General features: G+C 70.9%; 21 protein-coding genes. 7 read left to right on the forward strand and 14 right to left on the reverse strand.

Annotated features, from left to right (window positions below; genetic code table 11):
- The first annotated feature begins 39 nt into the window (after positions 1–39).
- Positions 40–915 carry a S66 peptidase family protein gene (locus IEY61_RS26915; RefSeq protein WP_189049309.1) on the forward strand — a complete coding sequence of 292 codons (876 nt, stop codon included), beginning with the start codon at positions 40–42 and terminating at the stop codon, positions 913–915.
- Between the two features lie 8 nt (positions 916–923).
- Here the strand turns inward: IEY61_RS26915 and IEY61_RS26920 are convergent, their stop codons facing one another.
- Both IEY61_RS26920 and glnA read right to left on the reverse strand, forming a co-directional pair.
- The gene (locus IEY61_RS26920; RefSeq protein WP_189049273.1) at positions 924–1,349 is read right to left on the reverse strand and encodes a DUF350 domain-containing protein; all 426 of its coding nucleotides are present in this window, start codon (positions 1,347–1,349) and stop codon (positions 924–926) included.
- 103 nt (positions 1,350–1,452) lie between these two features.
- The gene (gene glnA / locus IEY61_RS26925) at positions 1,453–2,802 is read right to left on the reverse strand and encodes a type I glutamate--ammonia ligase (protein ID WP_189049275.1); all 1,350 of its coding nucleotides are present in this window, start codon (positions 2,800–2,802) and stop codon (positions 1,453–1,455) included.
- Positions 2,803–3,030: 228 nt separating this feature from the next.
- Here glnA and IEY61_RS26930 point away from each other — a divergent pair, with 228 nt between their 5' ends.
- Positions 3,031–4,797: an NAD+ synthase gene (locus IEY61_RS26930; RefSeq protein ID WP_189049277.1), complete on the forward strand. Its 1,767-nt coding sequence runs from the start codon at positions 3,031–3,033 to the stop codon at positions 4,795–4,797.
- 116 nt (positions 4,798–4,913) lie between these two features.
- A complete protein-coding gene (panB, locus tag IEY61_RS26935; RefSeq protein WP_189049279.1) occupies positions 4,914–5,759 on the forward strand; it encodes a 3-methyl-2-oxobutanoate hydroxymethyltransferase in 846 nt (281 codons plus the stop codon).
- A gap of 76 nt (positions 5,760–5,835) precedes the next feature.
- On the opposite strand, the gene IEY61_RS26940 is transcribed toward panB, so the two are convergent.
- The 5 genes from IEY61_RS26940 to IEY61_RS26960 all read right to left on the reverse strand — a co-directional run bounded on the left by IEY61_RS26940 (position 5,836) and on the right by IEY61_RS26960 (position 10,626).
- Positions 5,836–6,177 carry a VOC family protein gene (locus tag IEY61_RS26940; protein WP_229706470.1) on the reverse strand — a complete coding sequence of 114 codons (342 nt, stop codon included), beginning with the start codon at positions 6,175–6,177 and terminating at the stop codon, positions 5,836–5,838.
- 58 nt (positions 6,178–6,235) lie between these two features.
- A complete protein-coding gene (locus IEY61_RS26945; protein WP_189049281.1) occupies positions 6,236–7,708 on the reverse strand; it encodes an HNH endonuclease signature motif containing protein in 1,473 nt (490 codons plus the stop codon).
- 127 nt (positions 7,709–7,835) lie between these two features.
- Positions 7,836–8,531: an NADPH-dependent F420 reductase gene (gene npdG, locus IEY61_RS26950; protein ID WP_189049283.1), complete on the reverse strand. Its 696-nt coding sequence runs from the start codon at positions 8,529–8,531 to the stop codon at positions 7,836–7,838.
- A 971-nt stretch (positions 8,532–9,502) separates the two neighbouring features.
- Positions 9,503–10,120 carry a hypothetical protein gene (locus IEY61_RS31890; RefSeq protein WP_268240694.1) on the reverse strand — a complete coding sequence of 206 codons (618 nt, stop codon included), beginning with the start codon at positions 10,118–10,120 and terminating at the stop codon, positions 9,503–9,505.
- A gap of 305 nt (positions 10,121–10,425) precedes the next feature.
- Positions 10,426–10,626, reverse strand: coding sequence for a hypothetical protein (locus IEY61_RS26960; RefSeq protein ID WP_229706471.1), 201 nt, complete (start codon positions 10,624–10,626; stop codon positions 10,426–10,428).
- Between the two features lie 237 nt (positions 10,627–10,863).
- On the opposite strand from IEY61_RS26960, the gene IEY61_RS26965 reads away from it, so the two are divergent.
- Positions 10,864–12,129 carry a M48 family metallopeptidase gene (locus IEY61_RS26965; RefSeq protein WP_229706472.1) on the forward strand — a complete coding sequence of 422 codons (1,266 nt, stop codon included), beginning with the start codon at positions 10,864–10,866 and terminating at the stop codon, positions 12,127–12,129.
- Between the two features lie 74 nt (positions 12,130–12,203).
- A complete protein-coding gene (locus IEY61_RS26970; RefSeq protein ID WP_189049290.1) occupies positions 12,204–13,001 on the forward strand; it encodes a nucleotidyltransferase domain-containing protein in 798 nt (265 codons plus the stop codon).
- Positions 13,002–13,019: 18 nt separating this feature from the next.
- Here IEY61_RS26970 and IEY61_RS26975 read toward each other — a convergent pair whose 3' ends face one another.
- The 3 genes from IEY61_RS26975 to IEY61_RS26985 all read right to left on the reverse strand — a co-directional run bounded on the left by IEY61_RS26975 (position 13,020) and on the right by IEY61_RS26985 (position 15,231).
- Positions 13,020–13,883, reverse strand: a complete 864-nt coding sequence (locus tag IEY61_RS26975; protein WP_189049315.1) for an AraC family transcriptional regulator — start codon at positions 13,881–13,883, stop codon at positions 13,020–13,022.
- A gap of 299 nt (positions 13,884–14,182) precedes the next feature.
- The gene (locus IEY61_RS26980; RefSeq protein WP_189049292.1) at positions 14,183–14,737 is read right to left on the reverse strand and encodes a DUF6036 family nucleotidyltransferase; all 555 of its coding nucleotides are present in this window, start codon (positions 14,735–14,737) and stop codon (positions 14,183–14,185) included.
- Complete coding sequence (locus tag IEY61_RS26985) at positions 14,734–15,231, reverse strand: helix-turn-helix domain-containing protein (RefSeq protein ID WP_229706473.1); 498 nt, start codon at positions 15,229–15,231, stop codon at positions 14,734–14,736. The genes IEY61_RS26980 and IEY61_RS26985 overlap by 4 nt, the downstream gene beginning before the upstream one ends.
- Before the next feature lie 19 nt (positions 15,232–15,250).
- Here IEY61_RS26985 and IEY61_RS26990 point away from each other — a divergent pair, with 19 nt between their 5' ends.
- Entirely contained in the window at positions 15,251–15,403 is a 153-nt protein-coding gene (locus IEY61_RS26990; protein ID WP_189049296.1) for a hypothetical protein, read from the forward strand.
- Positions 15,404–15,425: 22 nt separating this feature from the next.
- On the opposite strand, the gene IEY61_RS26995 is transcribed toward IEY61_RS26990, so the two are convergent.
- Positions 15,426–15,677, reverse strand: coding sequence for a flavin reductase (locus IEY61_RS26995; RefSeq protein WP_189049298.1), 252 nt, complete (start codon positions 15,675–15,677; stop codon positions 15,426–15,428).
- A 148-nt stretch (positions 15,678–15,825) separates the two neighbouring features.
- Here IEY61_RS26995 and IEY61_RS27000 point away from each other — a divergent pair, with 148 nt between their 5' ends.
- On the forward strand, positions 15,826–17,079 hold the full coding sequence (locus IEY61_RS27000; RefSeq protein WP_229706474.1) for a helix-turn-helix domain-containing protein: 1,254 nt from the start codon (positions 15,826–15,828) through the stop codon (positions 17,077–17,079).
- 32 nt (positions 17,080–17,111) lie between these two features.
- Here the strand turns inward: IEY61_RS27000 and IEY61_RS27005 are convergent, their stop codons facing one another.
- The 3 genes from IEY61_RS27005 to lepB form a co-directional block, all read right to left on the reverse strand.
- Positions 17,112–17,510 carry a hypothetical protein gene (locus IEY61_RS27005; protein WP_189049299.1) on the reverse strand — a complete coding sequence of 133 codons (399 nt, stop codon included), beginning with the start codon at positions 17,508–17,510 and terminating at the stop codon, positions 17,112–17,114.
- 163 nt (positions 17,511–17,673) lie between these two features.
- Positions 17,674–18,456 (reverse strand): glycosyltransferase family 2 protein, encoded by a 783-nt coding sequence (locus tag IEY61_RS27010; protein ID WP_229706475.1) that lies wholly within the window; start codon positions 18,454–18,456, stop codon positions 17,674–17,676.
- 107 nt (positions 18,457–18,563) lie between these two features.
- Entirely contained in the window at positions 18,564–19,181 is a 618-nt protein-coding gene (lepB, locus tag IEY61_RS27015) for a signal peptidase I (RefSeq protein WP_189049301.1), read from the reverse strand.
- Positions 19,182–19,899: the final 718 nt, after the last annotated feature.

The raw sequence follows: 19,899 nt of genomic DNA on the forward strand, positions 1-19,899 counted from the left end.
GTGCTCCGCCCACCGGCGCTGCGTCCGGGCGACACGGTGATGCTGGTCTCGCCCTCGGGGCCGACCCGCCCGGAACGGGTGGCCCGGGGCATCGAACTGCTCACCGGCTGGGGGCTACGGCCGGTGCTGGCACCGAACGTGTACGCCCGCCACGGCTACCTGGCCGGCCCCGACGCGCTGCGGGCGGCCGACCTCAACACCGCCTTCGCCGACCCCGAGGTACGCGGGGTGATCTGCACCCGGGGCGGTTACGGCGCGCAGCGGGTGGTGGACGCCATCGACATGGCAGCGGTCCGCCGCGACCCGAAGGTGGTGGCCGGCTTCTCCGACATCACCGCGCTGCAACTGGCGCTGTGGCGCGGCGCCCGGCTGGCCGGGGTGCACGGACCCGGAGCGGCCTGGCGGGACGAGCGGACCCCGCTGGCCTCGGCGGAGTCGCTGCACGCGGCGCTGACCACCACCGAACCGGTCACCGTCGCCGCCGTGCCGGCCGAGGAGACCTTCGGCGTACGCGTGCCGGGGCGGGCCGTCGGTCGGCTGCTCGGCGGCAACCTCTGTCTGGTCGTGGCCTCGCTCGGCACCCCGGACATGCCCGACCTGACCGGGGCGGTGCTGCTGCTCGAGGACGTGCAGGAGCCGCCGTACAAGATCGATCGGATGCTGACCCAGCTGCGCCGCGCCGGTGCGCTGGACGGGCTGGCCGGGGTGGCGGTCGGCCAGTTCAGCGACTGCTCGGACGGTTGGCCGGTGGGGGTCGCCGACGTACTCACCGAGCGGCTCGGCGACCTGGGTGTGCCGGTGCTCGGCGGTCTGCCGATCGGTCACGGCCCCGGCCAGCTCACCGTCCCGGTGGGCACCCTGGCCACCCTCGACGCCGCCGCCGGCACGCTGACCGTCGCCCCCGCCGTCCGCTGACCGCGCCGTCAGGCGATGCAGGCGCAGACGATGAGGGCGGCGCCGAAGTGGGTGGCGGCGCTGACCCGGGCCGCCGGGTGCGGCTCGTCGGAGCCGAAGACCTCGCCGAGCCGGCCCGGGGTGAGCAGGTCCAGCACGAAGAAGGCCAGCGCCATGATGCCCAGGCCGATCAGCCCGAACAGGACGGTCGAGGCCAGTCCCTTCACGAAGTCGTGGTAACTGGTCAGGATCGCGGTGAACACGATCGCGGCGACCCCGAGCTGGTTGGCGGCGAGCAGCAGGCCCGCGTTGGCGTTGCGGCGTACCCAGATCAGGTCTCGCAGCTTGCCGGGCGTGAGCAGGTCGACCAGCACGAACCCGGCGGCCATCAGGCCGACCCCGACGACTCCGAACACGACGCTCTGCCAGGCTCCGCTGAGCAGGTCCTCCAGCACCGACTGCCTCCCCGACCGTCGTCGACCGCCCCGGCCGGCGGACGCCGGCACGGTGATCGAGACGATAGCGGCCAGGCGCAACGCCGGGCCGACCGGCGGCCTACTACAGCGACAGGTAGTGCTGGCGCTCGTACGGGGTGACCTGGCGGCGGTACTGCTCCCACTCGGCGCGCTTGTTGCGCAGGAAGAAGTCGAAGACGTGCTCGCCGAGCACCTCGGCGACCAGCTCGGAACCGGCCATCACGTCGATCGCCTCGGCGAGGTTCTCCGGCAACGGCTCGTACCCCATCGCCCGCCGCTCGCCGCTGGTCAGTGACCACACGTCGTCCTCGGCGCCGGGCGGCAGCTCGTACCCCTCCTCGATGCCCTTCAGCCCGGCGCCGAGCAGCACCGCGAAGGCCAGATACGGGTTGGCGGCCGAGTCGGGCGAGCGGATCTCCACCCGGGCCGAGTTCGGCTTGCCGTACGCCGGGACGCGGACCAGCGCGGAGCGGTTCAGGTGACCCCAGCAGACGTACGCGGGACTCTCGGTGACCCGGTCCGGCAGCGCCTGCGGGAACAGGCGCTTGTACGAGTTCACCCACTGGTTGGTGACCGCGGTGTACTCGCGGGCGTGGGTGAGCAGACCGGCGATGAACGCCCGGGCCACCTTGGACAGCTTCATCGGGTCGCCTGCGTCGTGGAACGCGTTGCGTTCCCCCTCGAAGAGCGACAGGTGGGTGTGCATCCCGCTGCCCGGCTGGTCGGTGAAGGGCTTGGGCATGAAGGTGGCCTGCACGCCGGTGGAGAGCGCCACCTCCTTGACCACGTGCCGGAAGGTCATGATGTTGTCGGCGGTGGTCAGCGCATCGGCGTAGCGCAGGTCGATCTCCTGCTGGCCGGGGGCGACCTCGTGGTGGCTGTACTCGACCGAGATGCCGATCCGCTCCAGCGCGAGCACCGCCTGCCGGCGGAAGTCGCGGGCCACCGAGTGGGTGGTGTGCTCGAAGTAGCCGCCGGTGTCCACCGGGACCGGCACCGTGCCGTCCGCCGGCCCGTCCTCCAGCAGGAAGAACTCGATCTCCGGGTGGGTGTAGAAGGTGAAGCCCTTCTCGGCCGCCTTGGACAGCGACCGGCGCAGCACGTGTCGCGGGTCGGCCCAGGCCGGGCCCCCGTCGGGGAGCAGGATGTCGCAGAACATCCGGGCGCTCTCGCCGCTGACCCCGCCCTCGAAGGGGAAGACCTGGAAGGTGGTGGGGTCAGGCATGGCCACCATGTCCGACTCGTAGACCCGGGCGAAGCCCTCGATCGCCGAGCCGTCGAACCCGATGCCCTCGTCGAAGGCGGACTCCAGCTCGGCGGGGGCGACGGACACGCTCTTGAGCGTGCCGAGCACGTCGGTGAACCAGAGCCGGACGAAGCGGATGTCCCGCTCTTCCAGCGTACGGAGGACGAACTCCTGCTGACGGTCCACTGTCCCAACCTTCCGCGACTCAAGGTCCGCCTTCGACCGGGCCTTGCCCGACCTGACCGACCAGTCTCCACCGGTGCGGTTACGCAGACGTTACGCGAATCGCCGCCGTCGCGCCCCGCGCAGTCCATCGCCGCCGTCGCGCCCCGCGCAGTCCCGAGCCGCGGTGGCCCGCGGGACGTGTGCCCGCGCCCACGTGTCGGCCTCACCCCGCTGGGGCAAGATGAGGACATGCCCACCCTGCGTCTCGCTCTGTGCCAGGTCAACCCCAGCGTCGGTGACCTCAGCGGCAACGCCGAGCTCGTCCGCGCCTGGGCCCGCCGGGCCGCCGACACCGGCGCCCAGCTGGTGCTCTTCCCGGAGCTGGCGCTGACCGGCTACCCGGTGGAGGACCTGGTCTTCCGGCGGTCCTTCGTCGCCGCGTCGAAGGCGGCGCTCGACCGGCTCGCCGCCGACCTCGCCGCCGACGGGCTGGGCGAGCTGCCGGTCGTGGTCGGTTACCTCGACGCCGACGGCCCGCCGCAGGTCAGCCCGGACGCCGAGCCCGGCCGAGGGGCGCGCAACGCCGCCGCGCTGCTGCACCGGGGCGAGATCGTGGCCACCTACTTCAAGCATCACCTGCCCAACTACGGCGTCTTCGACGAGGACCGCTACTTCGTGCCCGGGGACATGCTCACCGTGGTCCGCCTCGGCGGGGTGGACGTGGCGCTGACCATCTGCGAGGACCTGTGGCAGGCCGGCGGTCCGTTCGCCGCGGCCCGGCAGGCCGGCGTCGGGCTGGTCGTCAACATCAACGGCTCGCCGTACGAGCTGAACAAGGACGACCTGCGGCTGCCAGTGGTCCGCCGCCGGGCCGCCGAGGCCGGGGCCACCATCGCGTACGTCAACATGGTCGGCGGCCAGGACGAGCTGGTCTTCGAGGGCGACTCGATGATCGTCGCGCCGGACGGGACACTGCTGACCCGGGCGCCGCAGTTCGTCGAGCACCTGCTCGTGCACGACCTGGAGCTGCCGACGGCGGACGACGGCGGCAACGCCGCGGACGGCGTGCAGGTCGCCGACGGGCTGCGAGTGGTTCGCCGTACGGTCGAGGGCCTTCCGTCGACGCCGTCCGGCCCGGCGGCCGTCGGCGGGATCATCGAGCCGGTCGCCGACGAGGCGGAGGTGTGGCAGGCGCTGGTGCTCGGGCTGCGCGACTACGTCAACAAGAACCGCTTCCCGTCGGTGGTGCTCGGGCTCTCCGGCGGCATCGACTCGGCGGTCGTCGCGGCCATCGCGGTGGACGCGCTCGGCGCCGACCGGGTGATCGGCGTCTCCATGCCCAGCCAGCACTCCTCGGAGCACAGCCGGGCCGACGCGGCGGAGCTGGCCAAGCGCACCGGGCTGGACTACCGGGTCGAGCCGATCCAGCCGATGGTGGACGCCTTCCTGGCGAACATGTCACTGTCCGGGGTGGCGGTGGAGAACCTTCAGGCCCGGGTACGCGGCGTGATCCTGATGGCCCTGTCAAACCAGGAGGGGCCGCTGGTGCTCACCACCGGCAACAAGAGTGAGCTGGCGGTCGGCTACTCGACCCTCTACGGCGACTCGGTCGGTGGCTTCAACCCGATCAAGGATGTCTGGAAGACGCTGGTCTGGCGGCTCGCCAAGTGGCGCAACGCCGAGGCAGCCCGGTCGGGCGTAACGCCACCGATCCCGGAGAACTCGATCGGTAAGCCGCCCAGCGCCGAGCTGAGCCCGGGTCAGCTCGACAGCGACACGCTGCCCGACTACGACGTGCTCGATCCGGTCCTGATCGGCTACATCGACGGCGACCTGGGCCGCGACGGCCTGGTGGCCTCCGGCCACGATCCGGCGGTGGTGGACAAGGTGCTGCGGATGGTGGATACCGCGGAGTACAAGCGCCGCCAGTCCGCACCGGGCGCGAAAATCTCCATGAAGGCGTTCGGCCGGGACCGGCGCCTGCCGATCACCAACCGGTGGCGGGAGGACGGCTGAGGATCCGCCGAGTGAAATCCTGCACTCCGCCCTGCCGCCGTCCGCCCGAGCGGTGCGACGATCGCGGTGGAGCCCGGGGACCGCGTACGCGGCCTCGAGGAAGGAGATAGACAGTCATGGTGGAATCCACCCCGGCCGAGGTGACCGCCCTCTACGGCGGCCCGGCCACCCGTCGGGTCCGTACCCGCGATCTGATCGCCGCCAAGGAGCGCGGCGAGAAGTGGGCCATGCTCACCTCGTACGACCAGTACACGGCCGCGATCTTCGACCACGCCGGCATCCCGGTGCTGCTGGTCGGCGACTCGGCGGCGAACAACGTCTTCGGCTACGAGACGACCCTGCCGGTGACCGCCGAGGAGCTGCTGCCCCTGGTCCGGGCGGTGGTACGGGCCACCCGGCACACGCTCGTCGTCGGTGACCTGCCGTTCGGCTCGTACGAGGAGGGGCCGACCCAGGCGCTGCGCACCGCCGTCCGGTTCATGAAGGAGGGCGGCTGCCACGCCGTCAAGCTGGAGGGCGGCCGGCGCTGCGCCGACCAGATCGCCGCCATCGTCGGCGCCGGCATCCCGGTGATGGCGCACATCGGCTTCACCCCGCAGAGCGAGCACACCCTCGGCGGCTACCGGGTGCAGGGCCGCGGCGACACCGCCGAGGAGGTGATCGCCGACGCCCGCGCCGTCGCCGAGGCGGGCGCGTTCGCGGTGGTGCTGGAGATGGTGCCCGGCGAGGTCGCCAAGCGGATCACCGCCGAACTCACGATCGCCACGGTGGGCATCGGCGCCGGCCCGGAGACCGACGCCCAGGTGCTGGTCTGGCAGGACATGGCCGGTCTACGCGCCGGCAACACACCGCGCTTCGTGAAGCGCTACGCCGACCTGGCCGGCGCCCTGGGCGAGGCGACCCGACGCTTCGCCGACGAGGTCCGCGACGGCCAGTTCCCCGCCACCGAACACACTTTCTGAGTACGCTCCGGCGGCGGCCCGCCACCCGACGGACCGCCGCCCATGCTCAGCGACAGCAGCCCTCGCGCAGGCAACATCAGCCCCTGAGCAGGCAGAACGGATGCCCGGCGGGGTCGAGGTAGACCCGCCATCGGTCACCGCCCGGCTGAAAGTCGGCCTTGGTAGCGCCCAGCGCCAGCACCATGGCCTCGGCCTCGGCCTCATCGACATTGTCGACGGCGAAATCGAGGTGCAGCTGCTGCGGGCTTCGCTGCGCGGGCCAGCTCGGCGGCTGGTAACCATCGACGCGCTGAAAACCGATGAGTCTGAGCCTAGCCCCAATACCAGCCTTTGGGATCCGACTCGCCACCGCGATCCACCCATCGCGTAAGGGGAGGCCGGCACCGCACATCGCCATCGCCACCACCGCCACCGCCACCGCACATCGCCACCGCACATCGCCACCGCCACCGTCACGGCAATGTGGGCGGCGAGGGTCAGGGCGGTCGAGGGCGGGTCGCCGGCCTGCCACCGGTGGACCCGGCTTTGCGGATTCGCGTGGCCGGCGATCGCGACCCGCTGGCCCTGCTCGCCGCCGCCGCGCCGGGGCGGGCACGCCGGCCACGCCCCACGGCTCGTCGTTGCGCCGTCATCGGAGAGCCGGTGCGGCGCAGTGCGCGGGCATTAGGGACGCCTGGCTCCCTGCCGGGAGGCGCCACCGGGACGCGGTGCAGGTGGTTACGACGGGGACGCTGCTCGGGATCGAGCCAGCGGGGCGGAACGAACTCCGGGTGGCCGTCGGCGGGGGCGAGCCGGACCTGCCAGCCGTGGTGATGCACCTGGCGGTGGTGATGACGGCAGAGCAGCACCGCGTTGGCCAGGCTGGTGGGGCCACCGTCGGACCAGTGCCGCAGGTGGTGGCCCTCGCACCAACGGGGTGGGCGATCGCAGCCGGGGAAGGCGCAGCCGCCGTCGCGCAGCACCAGTGCCCGGCGCAGTGGCCCGGTGAAGAGCCGGCGCTGCCGGCCCACGTCGAGCACCTGGCCCGCGCCGCCGAGCACGGCCGGCAGCACCGCCGCGTCGCAGGCCAGTCGGCGTACCGTCGCGGGCGTCAGGGTCTGGCCGCCGTCCAACGTGCCCGCTCCGAGGCGGCCGGCGAGGACGTCGTACGCAGCGGTGACGACGATCTGAGCGGCATCACCGCCATGCTCGGGCAGCTCATCGGCGCGCAGGGCGAGTCGACAGACGTCACCGAGCGCGTCGTGCCGGCGCTGCCCCGGCGAACGCGAGTCGTCCGGCCCGCTGGGCGCGGTCAGCGGCTCGATGGCGGCCCGCAGCAGCGCGGCGGTCTCGGCGTCGAGGCTGCCAGCCAGTCGGGTCCGGCCGTCGCGTAGATCGGAGAGGGTGAGTTGTCGCTCCCGGGCGGCGCGGGCGGCCTCGGCTTCGAGGGCTCTGGCGGCGGCTGCCTCGGCGACCTGCGGGGCCACGTGGTCGAGGATGCGCGCGCCGAGGCGGCGCAGCACCCTCGGATCGAACTGCCCGGCCCACTCCACCAGGAGGCCAGCTGCCCGCTCGGCCGCCTCGGTGCCCGCCTCCCGCGACACCTCCGCCACGATGTCGATGATCACTCGGGCCTGCTCCTCGTCGAGCTGGCCACCGCCGAGGGCGAGCCGGACCTGGTCGGATCCGGCGTCCAACGCACCGGCGAATTCGACCAGACGGCGAGCCGCCGGCACACCGAGCCGCAGCCGGTCGCGGAGCCAGACCGCAGTGGACGAGGCGCCCTGCGCCGCTGCCACTCCACGGCCGTCCAGCTCACGAACGAGGGTCAACTTCACCGCAGCGAGCCGCTGCTCCAGCCGGTGCACCATGTCGAGGGCATCGACGAGGTGCCCCTCCGACATGGCCCAGGCTGCGGCGTCGACGCACGACCGCATCGCCGCCTCGGCCCGCTCCAGCTCTTCCAACACGCCGCCACGTTAGAACACACGTACGACATTTTGCCGCTCCTCGCCCTGCCGGCACAGCCACCGGGCACGGCCACCGGGCACCGGCTGCATGACCACCGGCACCGGCACCGGGCAGCAGGCAGCGGGGTCAGACGTCGGTGACGCGGATGCCGGCGTGGGCCTTGTAGCGCCGGTTGATGGCGATCAGGTTGGCGGTGAACGCTTCGATCTGGTGGGCGTTGCGCAGCCGTCCGGCGTAGATGCCCCGCATGCCGGGAATGCGGGCGGCGAGCGCGCTGACGACCCCCACCAACTCCCGTTCCTCGGTGCAGATCAGCACGTCGAGTTCGATCCGGTCGATCTCCGGGTCGGCCAGTAGCGGCGCGCTGACATGGTTGAACGCGGCGCAGACACGGGAGTCGGGCAGCAGCGCGGCGGCCTGCTGGGCGGCGCTGCCCTCGGGCACGGGCAGCGCGTACGGGCCCTGCTTGTCGAAGCCGAGCGGGTTGACGCAGTCGATGACGATCTTTCCGGCGAGCGGCTCGGCGAGCGCCTTGACGGTGGCGGCGTGCCCGTCCCAGGGCACCGCCACGATCACCACGTCGCTGCGCCGGGCCACCTCGTCGTTGTCCGCCCCGGTCACGCCGCCGGCCGGCACGCCGGGCAGCGCGGCGATCTCCTCGGCCGACTGGACGGCCCGCTCCGCCGAGCGGGAGCCGATCAGCACCCGCTGACCGGCGCGGGCGAACCTGTAGGCGAGCCCTCGCCCCTGGTCACCGGTGCCGCCGATGATGCCGACAATCAGCCCGGAGACGTCGGGAAGGGCGCTCGCGTCGTATGCCATGCTCGCCATCCTCGCAAATCCGCCCGCTGAGCAGCAGCGAACCGCGCTGTGACAAACCCCGCTGCCGTTCCGGCCGCCGGGTCGACCCGGCCAACGCGCCGTCCGCCCGGCACCCACCGGGATCGTGCCGGTCAGAGGTCGCCGGGCGTACGGCGGGTCTGTCGGTCGCCTTGCGCGCGGCAACTGGAACATCCGGTCGAAGTCGCCACTGTCGTGCGGTCGCCGTTCACCGCGACGGTGCCGAGGAGCACGGCGATCGCAGCCCGCCACATCCCGTGCCTTCCTGGCGGGAGCGGTGTTCCGCGCGTTGGCCGCCTGGCTGGCCGGTGCCTCAGGCGATGGGGACGAGGCGGGCAAGGCAGAGGATGGCGCCGCGCCGGTGTGGCATGGCCGACGACGACGGCGCTGCCAGCCGACGCGCCAAGGGCGCGCGGCAGCACCCCCAGTCCTGTTTGGGGCCTCTCTCAGTGGTCGGACGCCGACCGCCTTGATCGACTCCGTTTCGTCGGTATGGCGGTGTCTGATCGGTCGCGACACCGCCATTACGGCGAAACGGCGCTCGGCGTCGATCAAGGCGGTTGGCGCCAGAAAGTCCAACCATGGGCGGGGAGGGCTCCATGCCTGGTCAGGTTCTGCCCGAGGGTGGTGGGCGACGCGAGTTGCGGCATGTCGGGGTGTTCGGGCCGATCGGGCGGGCACGAGTTGCGGCATGTCGGGGTATCCCGCCCGGTGCGCGGCACGAGTTGCGGCATGCCGGGGTGTCCGGGCCCGCTGAGGCCGCGAGTTGCGGCATCTCGTGCGCAGACCGCGAGTTGCGGCATCTCGTGCGCAGGTGCTGGGTGAGACGGGGTCACCTGGCCCTCAATCCACCGGCACGGGCCAGGACCCACCTCGTCGCCACCGCCTACTGCCGATCTCACTCATTCGCCGGCTCATCACCGCTGCCGGACTGAGCCGCCGCCACGGGTCTGCTACGCCGCAGTCCTGCGGGTTTGTGCCCGGCTCGCCGCCGAGGTCGTCTTTCGCGCCGGCGCCTTCCCCGCAGGCCCACTCTTCCGGGCGGTCGCCTCGGTGGTGGCCTTTCTGGCCGCCGTCGTCTTCGCGGCTGTCTTCGCCGCAGTTGTCTTCTTGGCCGCCGTCGTCTTCGCGGTGGTACCCGCCCGGGTCGTCGCCTTACGGGCCGGCGCCGTCGTCTTCCGCGCGCCGGCCGAGGGTCGCGTCGACGTCGTCTTCTTCGCGGTGGCCCTCTTCGCGGCCGCCTTTGTCGCAGCCGCCTTGGTCGCGGTGGTCTTGGTCGCGGCGGTCTTGGTCGCGGCGGTCTTGGTCGCGGCGGTCTTGCGGGCCGCCGCCGTGGTCTTCCGGGCGGGCATCTGCTTCGTCGCGGCCGTGGCCTTCTTGGCGGGAGCAGCCTTGCGCGCCGCGACCGCTGTACGAGCGGGTGCCTTGGCTGCGGTCTTCTTCACCGACTCAGTCTTCTTCACCGCCGCCGACTTCCTCGCAGGCACGGTCTTCTTCACCGCCGACTTCTTCGCGGGCGCGGTCTTCCTCGCCGGCGCAGTCTTCTTCACCACCGCCGACTTCTTCGCCACCGCCGAATTCTTCGCGGGTGCGGTCTTTTTCGCGGGCGCGGTGCGCTTCGCCGTCGGGGTCCGCCCGGCACCAGCGGGCGTGCTCCGGGCTGCCGGCGCGGTGCCGGTGGCCCGGCGGGTGGACGGGGTACGCGTTACGCCCGCGCTACGTTCCGTCGCGGCGGTTTTCCTCGCGGGCGTACGCTTCGCGGCCGGGCGGGGGGTGGCCTGCTGTGCTTCGGCCATCTCGATTCCCTCCTTGGGGACGTGCCACCGCCCTCGCGGAAGCACGCGATGCTCTCGACGCGGGAGTCGTCCCGCATCGTCTATTCCTCATCCCCGGCCCAACGGGCGTCCTCGGCCTCCCACGCTTCGTTACGCTCCCGCACCTGTTGCAGGGCGTTCTCCGCGTCGGCGACCGAGGCGTACGGCCCGAGAACGTGCCGTGCAGCGCACACGTCGGCATCGCTCTCGACCCGGTGGTGTCGCGTACACCAGTAGTAGCGTCCACGTCCGCTGTCGCTCATGCGTTCACTGTGCACCGGGAACCGCTCGCCCGCCACCGGAACACCGCAAGTCACCAGGCTTTTCCACAGTAGACGTGCAGGTCGCCCGGCGGGTGCGAAACGGTGAGATCCGGGTTCCGGCCCACCGTGACAGGCGCGGCGGGCCGGCCCGATCACCGCCAGGCCGTCGTCGACGACGGCTGGTCATCCGAAAGGACGTTGTCGGGCGGCGTGCGGTCCCCGCCAAGATTGACGCTCGTGACCACCACCTCGGCCGCCACCGGATGCCCGCGCTGCGGCACACCGACCGTTTCCCAGCTCGACGCGACGGCCTGGTGCCCGTCGTGTGAATGGAACCTGGAGGCGTACGACGCCGGCCGGAGCCGGCCGGTGTTCGGTTGGGGCTGGGTCGACCGCCGGGCGCACCGGCTGGCGTACCGGATGACGCGGGAGCACTTCGACCGGTTGGTGAAGCGGCCGATCGGCGCGACCGGAGCCGGGGCGGCGAGGGCGCTGACCGCCGCGGCCTCCGTGCTGCTGCTCGCTGGGGTGGCCGCGCTCGCGGTCACCGGCGCCTGGCTGACCGTGCGGTCGTTCCCGAGCCTGACCCTGCTGCCCGGGCTTGCCCTGCTCGGCGTCGCCTACGTGCTGCGGCCACGGTTCGGCCGGCTCGACCCGAAGCTGGAGGTACTGTCCCGGCAGCGAGCTCCTGAGCTGTTCGCGCTGGTCGACGAGGTCGCCACGGCACTGGGCGCGCCGGCGCCGCAGGTGATCGGTGTGGACGGCGAACTCAACGGGTACGCGGGTCAGATCGGCCTGCGGCAGCGGCGGGTGCTCTGCCTCGGGTTGCCGTACTGGGGCTCGCTCGGCCCGCAGGAGCGGGTGGCGTTGCTCGGCCACGAGTTGGGCCACTTCGTCAACGGCGACCCGCGGCGGATGCTGCTCACCCAACCCGCGTTCCGGACGCTGGGCGAGGCTGCCGACCTGCTCCGCCCGAGAAACACCGGGCACCGTGGCGGCCTCCTGGAGCTGCTCGGCGCCGCGCTGGCGAAGGTCCTGCTCGGCACCCTGTCGCGGCTGCTCGCCGCCGGTCACCTGGTCCTCGTCTGCCTGGCCCTGCGGGAGAGCCAACGCGCCGAGTACCTCGCGGACGAGCTGTCCGCGAAGGTCGCCGGCTCCGACGGGACGACCCGCCTGCTGGACAGCACGCTGCGTCTGGAGTCGATGGCGCTCGCCGTACGCCGGGAGTCGCTGGCCGGGCACGGCCCCGACCGGTGGCGGGCCGCGGCGGCCGAGTCGCTCGCCGCCGCCGCAGATCGGCTGCCGCAGCTCCGGCAACTCTCCGTGCGCGAGGAGGCGTCGCTGTTCGCGTCGCATCCGCCGGCCGGGCTGCGGCGGCAGATGCTGGCCAGCCGGGACTGGCACGACCCGAAGGTGATCCTCACCGAGGCTCGCACGGAGCGCATCGACGCCGAACTGGCCCGGGAGTACGAGCGGGTACGCCGACAGATCAGCCTCCGCTGACCGGGCCTGCCGGCGGCGACCGGTGGCCGGCTAGGGTCGCCCCGACGAGTCCGTGGTGAGCGGGGAGTTCGGGGATGAGTGAGCCGCTGCGGCGGTACCTGACCGACCTGGTCGCGGTCGCCCGCGAGGTGCTCGGCGAGGAGCTGTGCGGGGTGTACGCGGCGGGTTCGGTGGGGCTGGCGGCGTACCAGCCCGGACGCAGCGACGTGGACGTGGCGCTGGTCTGCGCCGGCGCGCTGGACCGGGCGGTCGCGCGGGAGCTGGTGGCGCGGCTGCGGCACGAGGTGCTGCCCTGCCCGGCGCGCGGCCTGGAGCTGGTCGTGTACCGGCGGGAGGTGGCCGCCTCCGGCACCCCCGAGCCGGGGTTCGAGGTCGAGCTGAACACCGGCGCGGAGATGGACTTCCGGGTCTCGTGCGGCCCGGCGGAACGACCCGCCGCCGACGGCCTGTTCTGGTACGGACTGGACCGCAGCATCCTGCACCAGAGCGGGCAGGCCCTGCTCGGCCCGCCCGCCGCCGACGTCTTCGCCGACCTGGCCCGCGACGACCTACACCAACTGATCGTGGCCGCGCTGCGCTGGTGGCTCGATCGGCCGGTCCCACCCGGCGACGTACCCGCGCCCGGCGCCGAGGACGCCGTGCTCGGCGCCTGCCGTTCCTGGCTACGGCTGCATCGCGGGGTGTGGCTGCCCAAGATGGCCGCCGGCCGGCGGTTGCTGGCCGGCGGCGGACCGCTGGTCGACGCCGCCACCATCGACCTGGTCGAGCAGTCGATCGCGGCCCGCACCGGCGGTACCCCGCCGATCGGTTCGCGGGCCCGCGCGTTCCAGCGCCGGGTCCTCGCCGACCTCACCGCCACACCGCCGGCCTGAGGCGGTCCGCCGGCCGGATCAGGAGGCGGGTTCCACCGGGATCCAGAGCTGGGCGTCGGCGTGGGCGCCGTCGGCGGAGATCCGGGTGCGGGAGATCTCCGGGCCGGGACGGGAACGGTACGGGTTGGCCGGGAACCACTGGGTGAAGACGTCCCGCCACAGGTGCTGCACGGCCTCGGGGAACGGCCCGGAGGTCTCGAAGACCGCCCACGCCCCCGCCGACACCGGCAGCACGTCCAGGTCCCCGGGCACCTCGGCGGCGGTGACCGCGCCGTACCAGTAGTCCAGCTCGGTGCCCTCCGCGCGGTTGCCGGCCAGACCGTCGCTGACGTTCACGATCCCCGCCGGTTCCTGGTCGGAGAGCGCCTCGATCCGCTCCCGGGTGGCCGGTTCGATGCTCTTGACGAAGGCCACGATGGCCGGGTTCATCCCCTCGTGCACCAGCGGCACCCGGGCCTTGCGGCCGGCGAGCCGGAACGTGTCCTTCTGCACGATGCGGTATCGCATGCTGTTGCTCCCTTCGATGGTGAGTCGGAAGGAGAGCCGGGGCTGGGCGGACAACGCAGCCCCCGTACGCCGGGCTTCGCCGGGGCCGACCCCGTGGACCGCCTTGAACGCCCGGGCGAACGCCTCGGTCGAGCCGTACCCCCAGCGGACCGCGACGTCGAGCAACGTCCGCTCCCCCGCGAGCACCTCCGCCCCGGCGACGGTGAGCCGCCGACGACGCACGTACTCCGACAGCGGGATGCCGGCCAGCGCGGCGAACAACCGCCGGAAGTGGTACTCCGACGTGACCGCGATCCGCGCCAACTCGGCGACGTCGACCGACCGGTCGAGGTGCCGCTCGATGTGCTCCATGGCCTGGTTGAGCCGCTCCAGCACCCGGTCCTCCTTCCCTTGCGCCGCCCACGCTATGGCCACGCCGACACCCCCGACCCGACATCCTGTGCCCGATCCGATCGGGGCGGTCAGCCTGGGTCAGCCGGGGCGCGGCCTACCCGCGCGGCACGCGACGCAGCCATCCCAGAAACCTGGCGTACGCGACCACGGGGTCGAAAGGCTCGGGGCAGATCCGGGTGGGCAACCCCGTCTGGCCTCCGACCGCACAAGGTTGTCGGCCGCCGCGAGGCCACCCTCGGCCGGTCGAAGCCTTGCTGTCGTACGAGACGCGCGAACGCCCCTCAGCCAACGTCAGGCTTCGGCAGATACGCGGCTATCCAGTCCCTCAGACGTTTCATCACCAGGGGATGCACATCAACCAGGAGTTCAATCCGCTCGGCGACCACATTCGGTTTCACCAGACCCGCTCGAAGCAACGCGTCCGCGAACTTGGTGTCCTTCTCCCTACCGGCCACCAGCTTGGACACCACGCAGTCGTGCGGATCGAGCGCATGGCCACGTCCCGGTTGGGTGTTGTCGGACTCCACCAGCACCAACCGATCGCGCCAGCCGTCGGGCAACACCGCCGTCGACACACTCACGCCCTGGGCGTAGTAGCCGTACGTCTCATGGAACGGCGAGAACTCACCGATGAACGCGTCGACCTGATCGGCCTTCTGATCGTCCGGATCGTCAAAGAAGGCCACATCCACCTCCATCGAAGCGGTGGCCTCCAACGGAAGATCACTTTCCGGAATCGTCGCCAGCACCGACTGGCTACCGATGATGAGGACGTTCCGGTCTTCGACAATCCGACCCGTCGATCTCAGGACATGCTCCAGCTCTGCGCGCTTCACGCCGCCCGGCCCCAACCGCTGCGCTTGAAGGATTCAAGAACCTTCCGACGCTGCGGCTGCGGGAGCACGCCAGCGAAGGGCGAATTCTGCCGCAACTCGACAGCCTCTGGATCTTCCGAGGTCAAAGCCCGCAGGACGGACCCAACCCCTTCGTTGATCTTCTCCTGCCAGCGCCTCAGCCAGACCTCGGTCATGGTCCCGCGATGCTGCCGAAGCAGCCGGTCAAGATTCTCCCCAACCTTTTCCAGCACTTCGTCCGGATCGGCGACCAGGCTGCCCGCCACCGCTTGGTGCAGCCACAGCGACTTGAGCTGATCACGGGTCAACGCCTGCTTGGGCCGCAGCAGCGCGTCGACGTGCTCCCGCCTGACCTTGCGGTGCGCACCCACCCGCACGAACGGCAGGTCCCCCCGTTCGCACAGGTTGACCACCTGCTGGCGCGAAGACCCCAGCAGCTTGGCCGCCTGGCCAGTGGTCAGGAGTTCCCCGCTCATGGTCGCCATACTCGCCAGCATGCGCCGTAAGCACCAAAAACGCAACTCGACGACGGCGTTTGTGCTGCTCAAGCCACCTCTCCAAGAGGAAGAGTTTGAGCCGCTCTTCGTCGACCCGGTCCGGACGAGTTCGACCTGGCGGCACACGCGCAAGTCGCTCGCCCAGCCCTGACGGGGCGCGTCGGGCCGCTTGGCTACACGCGCGGCACGCGGCGCAACCACCCCAGAAACCTGGCGTACGCGGCCACCGGATCGGGAGGCTCGGGGCAGATCCGGGTCAGGTCGGCTGTCGCCTCCCGAAGCAGCTCGGCCAGGTCGACCGCCAGGTCCCGACGCTGGCCGGCATAGTCGGCGAGCAGCTCGACCCGAGCCGGGCCGCAGGGCCACGGATGGGCACACCCGGTGCAGATCCAGATCGGGCGCAGCGGCGCGTGACGTTGACGCATGCGTACCTCCGGAACAAGTCGGCGCGCTTCCGGTCTCGGCCGGCATCCGCCACGATCGCCTCGGGCCGCCTGCCCGCGCCAGGTGTCACCGTGGTGACAGGTCGAAGTCCCCTCGCCATGTCCCCAGCCCAGAGCCGATACTGGTGGCATGGCTGAGGACGCCACCGAGCCCGATCTTCCCGTCTGGGCACGGAGACTGCGGGCCGAGCGCACCGCGCGAGGCTGGTCTCAGGGCCGGGCGGTCCAGGCGATGCGGGCACACGCCGCCGAACGGCTCCCCGCCGACAGCACGCTCCTGCGGAACTGGAAGAGGTGGGAGGCCGGCAGTTGCGAGCCTGACGGCTTCCACAAGTCGTTGATCGCCCGGACGTTCGGCACCGTCACCGCGGCCTTCTTTCCGCCGCCGGTACCGCGTGACGCGGAGGCCGAGGTCATCGCCGCCACGGGCATGGAGACGGTGGAGATTCTCGCTCGGCTGAGAAGCTCCGACGTTTCCGACGCCACCCTGCAAGCACTCCGGATCACGGCTGACCGCCTCTGCTGCGAGTACCCGTACATGCCTTCCGAGCAACTCCGTGTCGAAGGCCGCGCCTGGCTGCGTCGGATCACGACCCTGCTGGACCGCCGGCTCACGCTCGCCCAACATCGGGAGGTGCTGAGCCTCGCTGGCTGGGTCGCGTTGCTCGTCGGCTGCGTGGAGTACGACCTCGGGCTACGCCGCATCGCCGAGGGCACCCGCAAGGCGGCGCTGACCCTCGGCGAAGAGGCAGGTGACGCCGCCGTCACTGGCTGGGCCTACGAGCTGCGGGCCTGGTACGCGCTCACGCAGGGCGACCACCTGGGCGTGGTCGCGGCGGCCGAGGCCGGCGAGGCGATCACGGCCGGCAGCAGTGCAGCCGTGCAACTCGCCGGACAGAGGGCCAAGGCGTGGGCACGGCTGGGCGACCGGCGGCAGGTGGAGACCGCGCTGGACCGGGGCCGGACCCTGCTGGAAGCCTTGCCGTATCCGGAGAACACCGACCACCACTTCGTGGTGGATCCGGCGAAGTTCGACTTCTACGCCATGGACTGCTACCGCCTGGTGGGCGAGGACGGGCTCGCCAAGATGTACGCCGGGCAGGTCATCCGCTCGTCGACCGACCCGGACGGGACCGAACGCAAGCCGATGCGGATCGCCGAAGCACAGCTCACCCTCGGCGTCGTGGCGGCCCGAGCAGGCGACCTCGAAGCTGCGGTCGCTCATGGCCGGCGGGCGCTGCACGGGGAGCGCAAGTCGCTGCCGTCGCTGCTGATGTGCTCCCGGGAACTGGCAACGCTGCTGCGCGAGCGCTACCCGAAGGAACCAGCGGCCACGTCGTACCTGGACGAGGTGCGAGCGCTCACCACAGCCCAGGAAAGGTAGACGCCGGGCGAGTCCACTCGGCCACCCTTCATCTACTTCGCCACACCGGACAGGTACCACAACCCGGCCTGATCACCGTCTCGCAGCCAGCGGACCCGAGGTGTCTCATCGGGTCGGGGCGGCCAGTCGCGGTAGGGCAGGAAGGCCAGCCGCCAAGCAATCACCACGTAGACGTAGAGGCCAAAAGGACCGATGAGCCACCACAGTGCATCGCGACGGCGGTAGGAAGCACGCGGCGCGAGCCAGGCCGTGGCCGCCATGGGAACCGCGATCCAGCCGAAGTCCGCGAGTGGGCCGGCGCCCATCCTGCCCTCGATCAGCTCACGGATGATGATGGACGGCACCACCACCCCGACCACCAGCAACGCGACGATCAACGTCCGTGACGCTCGTCCGAGTGGTGGGCGCGAGCTGAGCGGATCATCGGGCATGTCCCGAAGGCTAGGAGCCAGCAGCAATCGTCGACCACCAGGGGCGGAACTCGACACCGGCCATGGGTCGTTTCTGGCTACCCAGGCCAACCTCCAACCTCCTGATGGCAGCCCTGCCGTCGAACGGGAACGGTGGGTAGCCGCCCGCACGGGAGCGGAACGGTCAGCGCACCCCGGTCACGGCGAGCGGCAACCCGTTCGGAAGCATCGAGGCCAGGGCCAGTGCTCTGGCCTCGATGATTTTCATGCGGCCTTCGTACTCGACGGGTTCGCGGTGGGCGGCTTGCCTGGTGAGCTGGCCGGGCCATTTGCGGTAGAGCAGGCCGTGCTCGCGGGTGAAGTAGCCCTCGCTGACCGTGCTCGCCGCCAGGAGTAGGCCGGTGTCCTCGGAGGCAGGCAGCGCCATCCAACCGCCGAGGGCCAGGAGCAGGTCCCGACGGATGCAGAGGGTGGCGGGGTGGGCCTGGGCGCGGTAGCCGTTGGCTTGCCAGAAGGCCAGAACGGCACCGCGGCCGATCAGTCCGCCGTCAGGGTCCTTGTCCCATCCGACGGTTGACCCGTCAGGCATCAGATCCAGGACGCGCGAGGTCGTCCAACCAATGTGCGGGTGAGCATCGAAGGCAGCAATGTCCCGGGCGAGGGCGCCAGCCGTGAGCTGGTCATCCGCGTCGAGCACCTTGACGTATTGCCCGGCGACACGGGAAAGCGCGAGGGTGCGGGCAACACCCGGCCCGCCGGGACGACCGCCGCCGATGCTGATACGCGGATCGTCCGGCAGCACCCCGGCCAGTACGCCGGTCTGCCCGTCCTCCTGGACGAGCCACTGCCAGCCCCACCCGTCGGGCAGGTCCTGCTTGACCAACGAGTCGTACGCGCCAGCCAGGTACTCGACGCTGGGGGCATGGACGGGGGTGATGACCGAGACGAGGTGCGTCACGTCTTCCACCGTTGCAGTTTGTGGGAGAAGCCGCGGTATCCAGGCTTTCGGCATCCGATGCTGGGCGCGCCGACAGCATCGACGGCGGGCCAGGGCTCGACGGACACTGGCGTCTGCTACGGCACCTCGTCGAAGGTTTCCGGCACGGCCAGCCAGGTCGTGTGGCGCAACGGCCAGAACAGTACGAAGGCCCGCCCGACCACCGAGTCCAGCGGGATCGTGGCTGCCTCGATGTTCTGACCGTGGCTGTTGTAGTTGGCCAGCGAGTCGCCGGAGGCCTCCCGGTGGTCGCCCATCACCCACAGCCGGTCCTCCGGGACCGTGATGTCGAACTCCTCCGGGGCCATCTTGTTGCCCGGGTACACGTACGGTTCGTCCAGTGGGTGGCTGTTGACCTGGATCCGGCCCTGCGCGTCGCAGCAGACCACATGGTCGCCGGGCACTCCGATCACCCGCTTGATCAGGTCATCTCCGTCCGGCAGGCTCGGCCAGCTCTCGGGATTCTTGAAGACGACGATCTCGCCCCGTGCGGGTGCCCGGAAGTCGTAGACGAGTTTATTGACCAGGACCCGGTCGTCGCGCTCCAAGGTGTGCTCCATCGACCCGGAGGGGATGAAGAAGCTCTGCACCACGAACTGCCGCACCAGGATCGCCACCACGATGGCCACGGCCAGCAGGATCGGCAGCTCGCGCCAGAACGAACCCTTGCTGCTCTTGGTCTGCTCGTCAGTCACAGGCACAAGCTACCCAACGACCCTGAGTGTTCATCGATAGGAGACCAGCACCTTCCAGTTGAGGTTCCGTAGCTCAAGTCAGGCCCGTCAGGCCGATCGAACGACGGCCAATGTTGACCAAGGACGACTCGGCTCTGAGCTGGTGGGCGACGGACGAGTCGACCTGTACGCCGGATTATGAGTATTAAATCAGTGTTGAGCAGGAGCGGAGCCCGGCGACTGCCGGTACAGGCCGTCGCCAGGCCGTCGGACTTGGGCCGGGCTGAAGACAGTCGCGCACCGTCTTGAATTGTGGGAACAACCTCAATCAGTCTTAACTAGCGCCACAGCCAGCTCGTGAGCCTGTTGACGCGTATCGGGCTGCTGGAGCCAAAGGCGTATTAGAGCGCTAGTGACATAGTGCTGATCCAGCCCCAGGTCGACGGCCAGACGACGTAGCCAGTACTGATGATTAAGGAAAAGATGACCATCGAGTGCCGCCAGCAGAGATTCCGGCGTCCGCCCTAAAGCAGCTGCCGCAGAGACATGATTATTTAGGGCAAAATCCATAAGCTCCCTTTCCGGATCAAACTCTCCCGGCAGAGCGTAGAGCGTACGTATTCAGCTTGAGGTGAGTCGGCGGCCGGTGGTCCACTCTGGTTGATCGGCTGGCATGATCATGGTGTGTCGCCCGTCCCGCAGGTCCCGCCCTCGTACGAGGAGCTGTTGGCGATGCTGG

Origin of the sequence: Micromonospora sonchi (assembly GCF_014646235.1) — a bacterium.
GTDB classification, from domain to species: domain Bacteria; phylum Actinomycetota; class Actinomycetes; order Mycobacteriales; family Micromonosporaceae; genus Micromonospora; species Micromonospora sonchi.